Below are 14,052 nucleotides of genomic sequence, written 5' to 3'. Positions count from 1 at the left end.
CTATTTGTCAGAGCAAACACGCAGCATACGAATCTCCCTCCAAAGTGCGGGAGAGGGTCAATCTCTTTTTGGACCCCAAGATATTTTTCTGAAACTGATTGAATCCGAGATTCCCGCCCAGATCGCATCCCGTGAAGCGGAGATTGTGATCCATGGCAACATCCAGAATGTGGAATCGCTTGAACAATTATTTGATGTGTTGTTGCAATTGGTACGTAACGGATATGTGTTAACCGAAAGGGACGTTAAGTATGCTATTGAGCTTGCAAAGGAACTGCGTGCAGACCAGCTTCTGGATCTGTTCAAAGGCGAGATTACAACGACGTACCGTGGTAAGCCGATCCGTGTTAAAACGATTGGACAGAAACACTATGTAACTACAATAAAAAAACGTGATGTTGTATTTGGTATCGGTCCAGCCGGTACAGGTAAAACGTATCTTGCTGTTGTCCTGGCTGTGGCAGCAATTAAGGAAGGAAGCGTCAAGCGGATCGTGCTCACAAGACCTGCAGTTGAAGCGGGAGAGAGTCTTGGTTTCTTGCCTGGTGATCTTCAGGAAAAAGTTGATCCTTATTTACGGCCGCTGTACGATGCTTTGTACGATGTTATGGGACAAGAGCAGACTGCGAAGGCACTGGAGCGCGGTTTGATCGAAATTGCACCTCTTGCCTATATGCGGGGACGTACACTGGATGATTCGTTTATTATCCTGGATGAAGCTCAGAATACGACACCGGAGCAGATGAAAATGTTTCTGACTCGTCTCGGTTTTGGTTCCAAAATGGTTATTACCGGTGACGTGACACAAATTGATTTACCGCGCGGCAAAAAGTCAGGGCTTGTGGAAGCCAATGCAATACTGGGCCAAGTGGAAGAGATTGGATTTGTCTATTTTGCCGAGCAAGATGTTGTACGGCACTCCCTCGTCCAGAAAATCATCGTCGCCTATAACCACGCCGCAGAAAATCAAGAATAGAAAGGGATTGTCTCGATGACCTCGAAGGAACTGTCAAAAGGCAAATCTTTTCAAAATAGAGCTACAGGATGGAAGTATAGCGTGTGGGCACGCTATCTTCTGTTTTTGTTTCTGGTGATCCTCTTCTACGTGAGTCTTGCTTCCAAGCTACTCCCAGAGCGGTATGATATTCAGGAAGGCACACGAAGTGAAGTGAATATTGCTGCGCCCATGCAGATCCCGAATACCAAGGCTACACTGAAAGCACAAGAAGAAGCCGCTGAACGTGTACAGCCGATGTTTCAGATCGTGCAGATGCGGAACGAAAATCTGATGACGACTCTGCTTGATCGTATTGATCGACTGAATCAGGATGATCAGATTTCTAGTCAGGACAAGATTGACATCTATCGTGATGAAATACCGCAGCGTCAGAAAGATTTTGTTTCCAATTTCATCAACAACAACCGGAAAGCGGGTACATACTCCGAAACTCTGTTGGAAGAGATCAGAAATGTGGTACAGGAGCAAAGCTACCGCATCCCGGAAGAGACATATATCAAAATTTCACGTCTGACTTCGGATGATATCCAGGAGATGAAGGCCGTTGCTCGGGATATCGTCTCCAGATTAATGACCGACCAGATTAGTGAGGCTACAACAGCTCGTGCCAAAGTGGCCGAGATGGTGAGTGTGAGCTCTCTAAGCAAGCGTACGCAGCGTGAAGTTGTACAGGAGCTTGCTCGTCTTGTGGTAACGTCTAACCGCTTCTACGATGAAGAGGGTACAAAAGAAGCTAAAGTACAGGCTCGTGAGAACACTCAAACGGTCTTTATCAAGCAAGGAGATACGCTTGTTGCCAAGGGTGAGATGATTACCCCGGAGATGTACACCCTTCTGGGCGAGAACGATTTGCTGAAAAACGAAGTGAACTATTGGCCTCAGCTTGGACTGCTTATGCTGTCTTGTCTGTTGTCGGCAGCGATTCTCATGTATATTCAGCAATTCAGCGGAACGCATTTCAAATATAATAATGCTCAGCTGCTGATGCTTGTTCTCATATTTATTATTACGATTGTGGTTATGCATGTTACAGCGATACTCCAGACCAGTGAGAATTCATACGTAGGCTTTCTTGCTCCTGTTGCCGTAGGCGCAATGTTAATTGCATTGCTGCTGGATACATCGCTTGCCTTTGTCTGCTCGATTATTATCGGCATGCTGTCGAGCATTATTTTGAATACACATCAGGGTCAGATTTTTGACTTTGAACTTGGATTCTTCGCGGTGTTGGTATCGTTTGTTGCGATCTTCGCCACCCATCGAGCAAGTCAGCGGTCTACGATCCTGAAAGGCGCCATTATGGTCTGTCTGTTCGGATCGATGGCAGTCTTCACGCTGGCGTTGATTGACTCAAGTGACTGGAACCGTACGACAACGCTCTATGGCATTGGATTTGCGTTTGCCGGAGGCGTACTGACCGCCATATTGGTTATTGGGCTAATGCCATTTTTCGAAACCTCATTTGGCATCTTGTCTGCGCTGAAGCTGGTGGAACTGTCTAATCCCAATCACCCGCTACTACGCAAACTCTTAACAGAGACACCGGGCACGTATCACCACAGTGTGATGGTAGGAAACCTGTCAGAAGCCGCCGCAGAGGCGATCGGTGCCAATGGGTTGTTATGTCGGGTGGGCTCGTATTACCATGATATTGGCAAGACCAAGCGACCGATTTATTTCATTGAAAATCAAAACAATATGGAAAATCCGCATGATTCGATTGATCCAAAGCTGAGCAAGTCCATTATCGTGGCTCACGCACGCGATGGTGTGGAAATGCAGAAGGACTACAAGCTGCCGAGGCCTATTCGGGACATTGCTGAGCAGCATCATGGAACAACCTTCCTGCATTACTTCTATCACAAAGCACTGCGTCAGGCTGAGGAAGCAGGAGTGGAACCTGATTTTACGGAAGATGATTTCCGTTATCCGGGTCCCAAGGCTCAGTCCAAAGAGTCGGCGATTGTTGGTATTGCTGACAGCGTGGAAGCTGCGGTCCGTTCCTTGCGGAAGCCTACTGTAGAGCAAGTGGAGTCCATGATCGAAAAGATTATTAAAGGTCGACTGGACGATCATCAGTTTAACGACTGTGATCTGACAATGCGGGAGCTGGATATCGTCGCCAAGACCCTTAAGGAAACCGTCATGGGTATATTCCACTCCAGGATTGAATATCCGGAAGAAATGAAGAAACCGAAGCCAACCTCGCCTGAAGCGGGTTGATTCGCTAATATGAGAAGACAGGAGTATGAAAGAATGAGTCTTAACCTAGCATGGAATAATGAACAACAGGATAAAGAAATCACCGAACCGATGATCGCAATGCTGGAGCAGCTGCTGAACCTTGCAGGGGAAGCAGAGGGTGTTGCGGACGGGGAAGTGGCCCTGACTTTCGTAGATGATGAGCAGATTCATGAGCTGAACCGTGACTATCGCGGCATTGATCGTCCAACAGATGTATTGTCTTTTGCAATGAATGAGACTGTGGATGAGGAACTGGATATCATCTACGAACTGGACGAAGATGAAGAAATGGAAGAAATGCCGGATGTTCTGGGGGATATTATTATTTCTGTTCCACGGACCATCCTGCAGAGTGAAGAATATGGGCATTCATTTGAACGTGAGCTCGGGTTCCTGTTTGTTCATGGCTTCTTGCACTTGCTTGGATATGATCATCAAGATGAAGCCAGCGAAGCCGAAATGATGGGCAAACAGGAAGCGGTACTCGCCCAAGCCGGGTTGACACGATAATGAAAAGGCGCTCCTGGGGGATGGTATTCCGCAATGCTGCGGAAGGAATCGTATACGGGCTGCGGACTCAGCGGAATGTAAGAGTTCATACAGGAGTCGCCATTTTGATGTGTGCAGCCGGCTTTTTTTTCGGGATTTCCAGAACGGACTGGATGTTTGTACTGACAGCCGTTTTTCTGGTTCTTGTGACGGAGCTGATGAATACAGCAGTGGAAGCTGCTGTAGATCTGGCGCATCCGCATATACATCCGCTGGCAAAAGCGGCGAAGGACACCGCGGCCGGTGCAGTTTTGCTGGCTGCGGTGTTCGCCGTCATCATCGGGAGTATCGTTTTCATTAAACCGGTGATGAGCTGGCTGGGTTTGCTGTGATTTTGTTTTTGTTTTGATTTTAATATTACACACAAATTATAAAGTTGGACTCATTTTTAAGTTGAACTTCTGGTTTGCACAATAACGGAGAGGTCAGAAATAACCTGTAGAAGCGAAGCGTTCGCCTTTATCACCGGATTTTCACTTTGGAAAAGGGAATCAATAAAATCCGGGGATAACAGCGATCGTAAGGTTGTTCTGACAGCGGAGAGGCCAGTGCAAATATTTTTAAGTTGAACTTAACTCATTGAGTGCAACTTTATATACACCCTAAGGGAGAGATTAATTATGGATAATGATTTGTTGATGCAAGAAGCAATTAAGGCACGTACGAAAGCGTATACGCCTTATTCTCATTTTGGTGTAGGTGCAGCTTTGCTTGACAGTGAGGGACATGTGCATCATGGTTGTAATATTGAGAATGCTGCTTATACGCCAGGCAACTGTGCTGAGCGTACAGCCATGTTCAGTGCGATTGCAGGAGGTAAGCAACCACGTAGTTTCAAAGCCATTGCCATTGTAGGAGATACAGACGGCCCGATTGCTCCATGCGGCGTATGTCGTCAAGTGATGTATGAACTGTGTGAACCGGATATGAAAGTTATTCTGGGTAACATGAAAGGTGATCTGCAGGAGACTACAGTTGCCGAACTATTGCCATGGGCTTTTGGACCATCTGATCTGAACTCTGCTAAAAAGTAAAAACCAATACATTCCAGGCCTAGGCGCCTGAGGAGGAACATATGAAAAAACAAGCATTCAAATCCGGCTTTGTAGCCATTATTGGACGTCCCAATGTAGGTAAATCCACTCTGATGAACCAAGTCATTGGACAGAAAATTGCGATTATGTCGGACAAGCCACAAACGACTCGTAATAAGATTCATGGTGTATACACATCCGAACATCAGCAAATCGTTTTCCTTGACACGCCGGGTATTCACAAACGTCAATCCAAGCTGGGCGATTACATGAACCAGACCGCTTTGAACACGCTCGGAGAAGTCGAAGCTGCTCTGTTCCTGATCGATGCTTCTGAAGGCATGGGCGGTGGTGACCGTTATATTGCAGAACAATTGAAAAATGTACGGACGCCTGTCATTCTTGTCATGAACAAAATTGATAAAATTGAGCCGGAAGCATTGCTTCCGCTGATTGAGGAATATCGCAAGCTGCATGATTTCGCTGAAATCGTACCTGTTTCTGCCATGCTCGGCAGCAACGTAAGTACCTTGCTTGAGCAGCTCGGCAAGTATTTGCCGGAAGGTCCGCAGTACTATCCAGATGACCAGGTTACAGACCATCCGGAGCAGTTCGTTTGTGCTGAGTTGATTCGGGAGAAAATTTTGCAAATGACGCGTGAAGAAGTGCCTCACTCCATTGCGGTCACGATTGAGGATATGAAAGTACAGGACAACGGCGTCGTTTATATTTCTGCCGTCATTTTTGTGGAGCGTGATTCGCAAAAAGGGATCATTATCGGTAAACAGGGTGCCTTGCTTAAAGAAGTGGGGAAACGTGCCCGCCATGATATTCAAAACCTGTTAGGTTCCAAAATCTTCATGGATCTGTGGGTTAAAGTGAAAAAAGACTGGAGAAATCAGGATCGAGTTCTGCGTGACCTTGGCTTTGGCCGCGACTAATCAATTGTATCCAGTAATTGCAACACATAGTTTACCTTGCAAGACTCCATCCTATCTGGTAGAAGCAGACGTCATTTCCGAAGAGAGGATGAAATTCCGATGCGAGATTTTTCGTGGAAGGTTTTTGCGATGACGGGGGATGTGGAATCCTATCTGTTGTATGCCGAGGCATGTAGCTCAGTGGGACAGGAGTCGGAACCTGCAAGGGAAGTGATTGAAGATGAAGAAGCCGAAAGTTAATTGGCTAATTCGGGAATGGTTAGGTGACGAGGCATGCTATACAGGGTGGAAGGGATTGTCATCCGCAGCATGGACTACGGCGAGGGAAACAAAATCATTACGCTTTGCACCGAAAGCGGCGGGAAAGTAGGGGTACTCGTCCGCGGTGCCAAAAAGCCCAAAAGCCGACATGCTGCACTGGTGCAGCCATTTACGTACGGTCAATATGTATATTTTCGTAACACCGGTCTGGGAACACTAAACGCAGGTGAGATCATCGAATCTTATCATGAGCTGCGTGAAGATCTGATTAAGGCCTCCTATGCATCTTATGCTTGTGAACTGTTGGATCGTGTGTTGCAGGATGAAGAGACAGGTACGTTCTGGTTCAAACAGTTGAAAGCCTGTCTTCAGGCGTTGAAGGAAGAGAAAGATCCGGTCGTCATCACAAGCCTGTATGAAATGAAAATATTACAGGCAGCCGGGTACGGACCTCAGCTTGATGATTGCATTTCTTGTGGTCACGAGCGTCCGGATGAGCAATTATTTGTTAGTCCAAGGCTTGGAGGCGTTCTATGCCGTGCTTGCAAACACTTTGATCCTCCGGCGATGTCCGTGAGTCCGAAGGCGTTGAAACTCTTGCGTCTGTTTGCACAGCTGGATCTGCAAAGGCTTGGTAATATATCGGTTAGCGAAGGCACCCGGGATGAGATCAAAAAGATCATGCGGGCCTTTATGGATCATCAACTTGGCTTGAATCTAAAATCCCGTTCTTTTCTTGATCAAATGGAAAAGTACGGGATTTGAGTCGTCTTGATGTGAAATAAGTAATATATCTTGACTTCGTACTTATTTTTATATATTATGAACTATAATTTCTCTTTTGGAGACATGCATTGAACGAGAAAGTAGGAGACTTGATTTATACATTCAGGAGCAGAAGAGGTCGGTTGACCTTACTAATCTTGTGTGAGCGAGCCGGGGATGGTGGGAGCCGGGTTGAATCGGTCTGTGAAACGGCACTCGGGAGCATGAATGACACGGAAAAGTGGGCTTGAATGAACAGGATCTCTGTTTATATCTAAGCCAAGTAGGGTGGAACCGCGGGAATAGCTCTCGTCCCTATGTCTGTATAACAGGCGTAGGACGAGGGCTTTTTATTGTCTGTACCGTTCTAGGCTTGTTCATCACAAACCATCGAAAAGGAGCATGATTATGAATTTTCAGCAGATGATTCTCACGCTGCAACAATTCTGGGCCGCGCACAACTGTATTATTGTTCAACCATATGATACGGAAAAAGGGGCAGGTACGATGAACCCGATGACCTTTTTGCGTTCGCTTGGACCCGAGCCTTGGAAAGTAGCTTATGTAGAGCCGTCCCGCCGTCCTTCGGATGGTCGTTATGGAGAAAATCCAAACCGTCTCTATCAGCATCATCAATTCCAGGTTATTATCAAGCCTTCGCCAGACAATATTCAGGAGATTTACCTGGAAAGTCTGAAACAGTTGGGTATTGATCCGCTCAAACATGATATTCGGTTTGTTGAAGACAACTGGGAGAACCCTTCCCTCGGCTGTGCTGGTCTTGGCTGGGAAGTCTGGCTGGACGGTATGGAAATCACCCAATTTACGTATTTCCAACAAGTCGGTGGAATCGAGACGAATCCGGTAGCAGTTGAAATTACGTATGGTATGGAGCGTCTTGCTTCATACATTCAGGAAAAAGAAAATGTGTTTGAGTTGGAATGGGTAGACGGAATTACATATGGTGATGTGTTCCGTCAGCCTGAATTCGAACACTCCAAATATACGTTTGAAGTATCTGATGTCAAAATGTTGTTTACGCTCTTCAACATGCATGAAGAGGAAGCGAACAAGGCTATGGCACAGAATCTGGTTTTCCCGGCATATGACTATGTGTTGAAATGTTCCCATACGTTCAACCTGTTGGATGCGCGCGGAGCAATCAGTGTAACGGAGCGTACTGGGTACATTACCCGTGTCCGTAATCTGGCTCGTCAAGTGGCTGCAACATATGTGGAAGAGCGTGAGAAGCTCGGCTTCCCGCTGATCAAGAAAGGGGGAGCTGAGCATGTCTAAGGATCTGTTATTTGAAATTGGTCTGGAAGAAGTGCCTGCACGCTTCATGCGAGCAGCAATTGAACAGCTGCAGGATCGTGTCGTGAAATGGCTGGATGCATCCCGCATTTCTTACGGTGAAGTGAATGCCTATGCCACACCGCGCCGATTGGCTGTTTTGATCAAAGATGTTGCCGAGAAACAGGAAGACGTGGAGGAAGAAGTTAAAGGACCTTCCCGTAAAATAGCACTCGACGACAGTGGTAACTGGAGTAAAGCTGCACTCGGATTTGCCCGTAGTCAGGGAGTTGAACCGGATCAGTTTACATTCAAGGAACTGAGCGGCGTGGAATATATCTACGCGACCAAGAGCAGTAAAGGCGTTGAAACCTCATCTGTAATTGGTCAGGGTTTGCTGGCTATACTGCATGCCATGACGTTCCCGAAATTCATGCGTTGGGCTTCGTATGATTTCAAATTTGTGCGTCCGATTCGCTGGATTGTTGCTCTGCTGGGCAGCGATGTTATTGAATTGGAAGTTGCAGGCGTAAAGTCTGGCAATGTAACACGTGGACATCGTTTCCTCGGAAAAGAGGCGATCATTTCGGATCCCGCTTCGTATGTGGAAGTGCTTCGTTCCGAGCATGTCATTGCGGATATCAAAGAACGTGAGCACATGATTGTATCCCAGATCCAGGCACTGGCTGCCGAGAAGAAATGGGATATTGCGATCAAGGAAGATTTGCTGGAAGAGGTCCTGTTCCTGGTTGAGACACCAACAGTGCTGTTCGGAACATTCGAATCTTCATTTTTGAATATTCCACAAGAGGTACTGATTACTTCGATGCGTGAGCATCAACGTTATTTCCCGGTGCTTGATAATGATGGACAATTGCTGCCATACTTCGTTACGGTTCGCAACGGCGGTAGCGATTCACTGGATGTCATTGCAAAAGGAAACGAAAAGGTACTTCGTGCACGTCTGTCTGATGCCAAGTTCTTCTACGAGGAAGACCAGAAGCTGGAGATTAAGGATGCATTGTCGAAACTGGAAAGTATCGTCTTCCAGGAAGAGCTGGGAACGGTTGGAGATAAAGTTCGCCGTATTCGCAAAATTGCGGATGGTCTGGCTAGCAAGCTGCAAGTACCAGCCGATGTAGCCGAAGCGGTGAATCGTTCTGCGGATATCTGCAAATTCGACCTTGTTACACTTATGGTGGGAGAATTCCCTGAACTGCAAGGTGTGATGGGTGAGGATTATGCCCGTAAAGCTGGTGAAAAAGAAGAAGTGGCCAAAGCGGTATTTGAGCACTATCAGCCACGATTCGCTGGAGATCAATCTCCTGCTTCGCTCGTTGGTGCTATTGTGAGTGCTGCGGATAAAATGGATACAATTGTAGGATGTTTCTCGATCAATATCATTCCTACAGGATCTCAAGATCCTTACGCGCTGCGCCGTCAGGCAGCAGGGATCGTACAAATTTTGCTGGATCACAATCTTCCGCTGACATTGTCCGATGTATTCGGCGTTGCACTTCAAGTGCATGCTCAGATGAACCTGTTGAAACGTGCGGATGAAGAGGTTCGTAAAGATTTGCAGGACTTCTTCGGTCTTCGTGTGAAAAAACTGTTGTCGGAAACGGTCCGTTATGATGTTGTGGACGCAGTGATTTCTTCCGGATTTGATGATATCAGCGCGGTAGTTCCAAAAGGTGAGGCACTCATGGCAGCTGTCCAAACGGGAGATGCCTTCAAAACAACCGTCGAATCCTTCAACCGTGTCGGTAATCTGGCTGCCAAAGCATCCAATGCTTCGGTACATGCAGAACTCTTCACAGAAGAAGGAGAGCGCCAGCTGCATGCAGCATGGAGCAAAACCAATGAGGAATATCGTCAGGTATTGTCTCAGCATGCTGCTGCTGAAGCGCTCGCGATTGCATCAGCTTGGAAGGAAGCTATCACCGTATTCTTCGATTCGGTTATGGTTATGGCTGAAGACGAGGCTGTGCGTGCGAATCGTCTGGCATTGCTTGCAGCCATTGACCGTGATCTGAAAGCTTTTGCTGATTTCTCCAAATTGGTCTGGTAGTCGGGTCCTTTTCTGCTCTGAGTGGACAGATCTGCGGCAAAGCATAAATTCAGTATTAAAGAAGGATATATGAGGGTATAAATATACGGAACGGATTGTGAAAAATTTATATTTACAGCCGTTCCGTATTTTAGCCTTTGATTTCCATAGACCGGTCAGAAGGATTTTGACTGGCTGGGGTCGTATATTACAATATGCAGCTATTTTATGAAACCGGGTGGTCTGGCTTTGAGTGAGTTGAATGTACGCCACATTGTTGTGGATGGTGATGCTTGCCCGGTCAAGGCTGAGATCGCAGAAACAGCTCTCCAATTCAAAGTTCCTGTATTGATGGTTTCTTCATTTGATCATTTTCTTCAGGGCGGAGAAGGAGTGCGCACCGTTCAGGTAGATCGAAGTGATCAGAGTGCAGACCTTTACATTGCCAATCACATCAAGCCATACGATGTGGTCATTACACAGGATTATGGACTGGCGGCGCTCGCACTTGGCAAACGTTGTTATGTTTTATCATTTCGTGGTCGTGAATTTAATGATCGTGACATTGATTTCATGCTGGATTCCCGTCATACTGCCGCCAAAGCACGAAAAAGAGGGCATTATGGAAAAGGCCCAAAGCCTTTCACAGAGCAGGATCGGGAAATTTTTCAACATAAACTGACAAAACTTTTGAAAGATTTGCAGGAGAATGTGTAAGTTTATCGAATAATATTTACGTGTTAAAGAGATGAAGGTGGACCAAGATGAGTACCGGACAAGGCGGTATACCCGAAAGCATTATTGAATCGGTGTTACAGCAGCATGATATCGTCGATACGGTGAGCCGATTTGTACATCTGACCAAACAGGGGAAATATATGAAAGGCCTCTGTCCTTTTCATTCTGAGAAGACGCCTTCGTTTACAGTTACGCCTGAGAAACAAATTTTCTATTGCTACGGTTGCGGCACGGGTGGAAATGCCATCAAATTCAGGATGGAAATCGAAGGGTTATCCTTTCCCGAGGCCGTCAAGACGATGGCAGAAGAAAGCCACATTTCAATGGGGGACTGGCAGGGGCGTGAATCGGCTCATGTTAATCCAGAAACCGAACGTTTATTGGAAGCATATGAGCTTACCGCGAAGCTGTATCATTTCTTATTGAAAAATACAGAGCACGGTAAAGTGGCTATGGAATATTTACGCTCACGTGGGTTTAGCGACAAACTCATTGACCAATTCCAGATTGGCTATGCGCCTAATCGCTGGGATACCTTGGTACAATTTCTGGAAAAGCGCGAATTTCCGCTTGAAGAGATGGAAAAGGGTGGTTTACTGTCACAGCGAAACGAAGGTCAGGGTTATGTGGACCGTTTCCGAGACAGGGTGATGTTTCCGATTAACGGCAGGAGCGGAAAGCCGATTGCATTTGCAGGTCGCATTTTGGGAGACGGGCAACCGAAGTACCTAAATTCACCGGAAACCCGGTTATTTAACAAAAGCCGTGTTCTCTACAATCTGCATCATGCCAAAAATGCAATTCGCAAACAAAGGCAGGCCATATTGTTCGAAGGGTATGGGGATGTTATCTCCGCCTGGGATCAGGATATCCAGAATGGTGTAGCGGCAATGGGTACCGCGCTCACTGAGAATCAGGCATTGATGCTTAAAGGCATGTGTGATGAAGTCATTGTATGTTATGACGGTGATCGAGCTGGACAGGCTGCGGCGCTCAAAAACTTCCCTATACTCGAGGAAGCTGGGTTACAGGTCAAAATTGCTCTGATTCCGGATGGACTCGACCCGGATGATTTTATCCGAAAGCATGGTGGCGAGCGGTTCCGAAACCAAATTGTGGATGGCGCCGTAACGACTACAAAATTTAAGCTTATAAACCTTAAAAAAAACCATATACTGCTAGAAGGCGGCGGACAAATCGCTTATTCCAAGGAAGCGGTGAAACTTATTGCTCCATTGTCTTCTCCTACAGAACGGGAAGTATATCTTCGGGAACTGGCTGCGGAAGTGGACGTATCTTATGAAACACTGAAGCAGGAGTGTAATGAAGAACGGGAGGCCATGAAAAATAACCTCCAGTATGGGGATAATAACCCGAAAAGGTGGAATAATGGTAGGCAACAAAATAGGCAGGTGCCTACACCCAATCTGTTGCCGGCTTATCACGCTGCTGAACGCAAACTGCTTGCCTGGATGCTTCAGGATGATGAGGCTGCCCAGTACGTGAATGAGCATCTTGGTGAAGCTTTTAACTTGGATGATCATGCAGCTATTGCTGCTTATCTATATGCCTATTATGCGCAAGGCAAACCGTCGGATACAAGCCGTTTTATGTCTTCACTTCATGACGACCGACTGGAAAAGACGGTCAGTTCAATCTCAATGATGGATGGTCCAGGTGAATGGAGTATTCAAGCACTTGACGATTGCATCAGGGAAGTGCTGAAGTATCCGCGTAAGAAAGAGTACGATCTGAAAAAAGAAGAAATGATTGCTGCAGAGCGGGCAGGTGATTCTGTACGCGCGGCACAAATTGTACTTGAAATGATTGCCCTAGAGAGACAGTGAACATCTGAATGTTGGATGTTTCTAGGGAGGAGGGAGTCGAGTTATGGCGAATGATCAGCATACTGAACTAGAAACAGAATTGACGCTGGATCAGGTTAAAGATCAATTGATTGAATCAGGTAAGAAAAGAGCTTCGTTGAACTACAAGGAAATTATAGAAAAACTCTCCCCGTTTGAGCAAGACGCAGAGCAGATGGATGAGTTCTATGAACAACTGAGTGACCTGGGTATTGATGTCGTGAACGAAAATGATGAAGAGGTAACCCTTCGCCCTAGTGAAGATTCCGAGAACAACACCAGAGAGGGAGACGATGAATTCCACTTTGATGATGATCTGAGCCTTCCACCAGGAATCAAAATCAACGACCCTGTTCGGATGTATCTCAAAGAAATCGGTCGTGTACCTTTGTTGTCTGCGGATGACGAAGTGCAGTTGGCCAAACGGATTGAAAACGGGGATGAAGAAGCGAAACGTCGTTTGGCTGAAGCTAACCTTCGTCTCGTGGTAAGTATCGCCAAGCGTTATGTTGGACGTGGCATGTTGTTCCTGGATCTGATTCAGGAAGGTAACATGGGTCTGATCAAAGCGGTTGAGAAATTCGACCACAAAAAGGGTTATAAATTCAGTACGTATGCGACATGGTGGATTCGCCAAGCGATCACCCGTGCGATTGCGGACCAAGCACGTACGATTCGTATTCCTGTGCACATGGTGGAGACGATTAATAAGCTGATCCGGGTATCCCGTCAGCTGTTGCAGGAACTTGGGCGTGAACCGACACCGGAAGAAATCGCTGCCGAGATGGATCTGAGTGTGGAAAAAGTTCGTGAGATTACGAAGATTGCTCAGGAACCGGTTTCCCTGGAAACACCGATTGGTGAGGAAGATGATTCCCATCTGGGTGATTTCATCGAGGATCAGGAAGCATTGGCTCCGGCGGATGCTGCTGCTTATGAGTTGCTAAAAGAACAGCTCGAAGATGTCCTGGATACATTGACTGAGCGTGAAGAGAACGTGCTTCGTCTGCGTTTTGGTCTGGACGATGGACGTACAAGAACGCTGGAAGAAGTGGGCAAGGTATTTGGTGTTACGCGTGAGCGTATTCGTCAAATTGAAGCCAAAGCTCTTCGCAAATTGCGTCACCCTAGCCGCAGTAAACGGCTTAAAGATTTCCTCGAATAACATCACTATGGGAGACTTTCCGCAAGACGCTTTAGCGGCGGCGGGGTCTCCTTTATTTTTAAATTGAACATCTAAATTTCTTGGTTTTGGTAATTCATCCTTGAAATGTTTTATTGGATTTCATTTTAT

The 14,052-nt window shown here is 46.5% G+C and carries 13 protein-coding genes; all 13 read left to right on the top strand.

The annotated features are described in order from the left end of the window. Positions 1-4: 4 nt before the first annotated feature. Complete coding sequence (locus BUA17_RS18065) at positions 5-976, top strand: PhoH family protein (protein ID WP_063567030.1); 972 nt, start codon at positions 5-7, stop codon at positions 974-976. Positions 977-991: 15 nt separating this feature from the next. After that, complete coding sequence (locus BUA17_RS18060) at positions 992-3,241, top strand: HD family phosphohydrolase (protein WP_064636393.1); 2,250 nt, start codon at positions 992-994, stop codon at positions 3,239-3,241. Between the two features lie 33 nt (positions 3,242-3,274). Continuing rightward, positions 3,275-3,772, top strand: a complete 498-nt coding sequence (gene ybeY / locus BUA17_RS18055; protein WP_063567028.1) for an rRNA maturation RNase YbeY — start codon at positions 3,275-3,277, stop codon at positions 3,770-3,772. Continuing rightward, positions 3,772-4,143 (top strand): diacylglycerol kinase family protein, encoded by a 372-nt coding sequence (locus BUA17_RS18050; protein ID WP_063567027.1) that lies wholly within the window; start codon positions 3,772-3,774, stop codon positions 4,141-4,143. The genes ybeY and BUA17_RS18050 overlap by 1 nt, the downstream gene beginning before the upstream one ends. Positions 4,144-4,431: 288 nt before the next feature. Further along, a complete protein-coding gene (locus tag BUA17_RS18045; protein ID WP_063567026.1) occupies positions 4,432-4,845 on the top strand; it encodes a cytidine deaminase in 414 nt (137 codons plus the stop codon). Between the two features lie 41 nt (positions 4,846-4,886). After that, complete coding sequence (gene era / locus BUA17_RS18040) at positions 4,887-5,786, top strand: GTPase Era (protein WP_063567025.1); 900 nt, start codon at positions 4,887-4,889, stop codon at positions 5,784-5,786. Between the two features lie 99 nt (positions 5,787-5,885). Next, complete coding sequence (locus BUA17_RS18035; RefSeq protein WP_072734502.1) at positions 5,886-6,026, top strand: YqzL family protein; 141 nt, start codon at positions 5,886-5,888, stop codon at positions 6,024-6,026. 33 nt (positions 6,027-6,059) lie between these two features. Continuing rightward, positions 6,060-6,812: a DNA repair protein RecO gene (gene recO, locus BUA17_RS18030; protein WP_063567024.1), complete on the top strand. Its 753-nt coding sequence runs from the start codon at positions 6,060-6,062 to the stop codon at positions 6,810-6,812. A 408-nt stretch (positions 6,813-7,220) separates the two neighbouring features. Continuing rightward, positions 7,221-8,108 carry a glycine--tRNA ligase subunit alpha gene (glyQ, locus tag BUA17_RS18025; RefSeq protein ID WP_063567023.1) on the top strand — a complete coding sequence of 296 codons (888 nt, stop codon included), beginning with the start codon at positions 7,221-7,223 and terminating at the stop codon, positions 8,106-8,108. After that, the gene (gene glyS / locus BUA17_RS18020; protein ID WP_072734501.1) at positions 8,101-10,176 is read left to right on the top strand and encodes a glycine--tRNA ligase subunit beta; all 2,076 of its coding nucleotides are present in this window, start codon (positions 8,101-8,103) and stop codon (positions 10,174-10,176) included. The genes glyQ and glyS overlap by 8 nt, the downstream gene beginning before the upstream one ends. 207 nt (positions 10,177-10,383) lie before the next feature. Next, positions 10,384-10,872: a YaiI/YqxD family protein gene (locus tag BUA17_RS18015; RefSeq protein WP_063567021.1), complete on the top strand. Its 489-nt coding sequence runs from the start codon at positions 10,384-10,386 to the stop codon at positions 10,870-10,872. Positions 10,873-10,919: 47 nt separating this feature from the next. Beyond that, the gene (gene dnaG, locus BUA17_RS18010; protein ID WP_063567020.1) at positions 10,920-12,740 is read left to right on the top strand and encodes a DNA primase; all 1,821 of its coding nucleotides are present in this window, start codon (positions 10,920-10,922) and stop codon (positions 12,738-12,740) included. A gap of 43 nt (positions 12,741-12,783) precedes the next feature. Then, entirely contained in the window at positions 12,784-13,923 is a 1,140-nt protein-coding gene (gene rpoD / locus BUA17_RS18005; protein WP_053781258.1) for an RNA polymerase sigma factor RpoD, read from the top strand. The last annotated feature ends 129 nt before the right edge of the window (positions 13,924-14,052 follow it).

Origin of the sequence: Paenibacillus sp. ov031 (assembly GCF_900143165.1) — a bacterium.
In the GTDB taxonomy this organism is placed as follows: domain Bacteria; phylum Bacillota; class Bacilli; order Paenibacillales; family Paenibacillaceae; genus Paenibacillus; species Paenibacillus marchantiae.
This window is presented reverse-complemented; position numbering and strand designations above follow the sequence as displayed.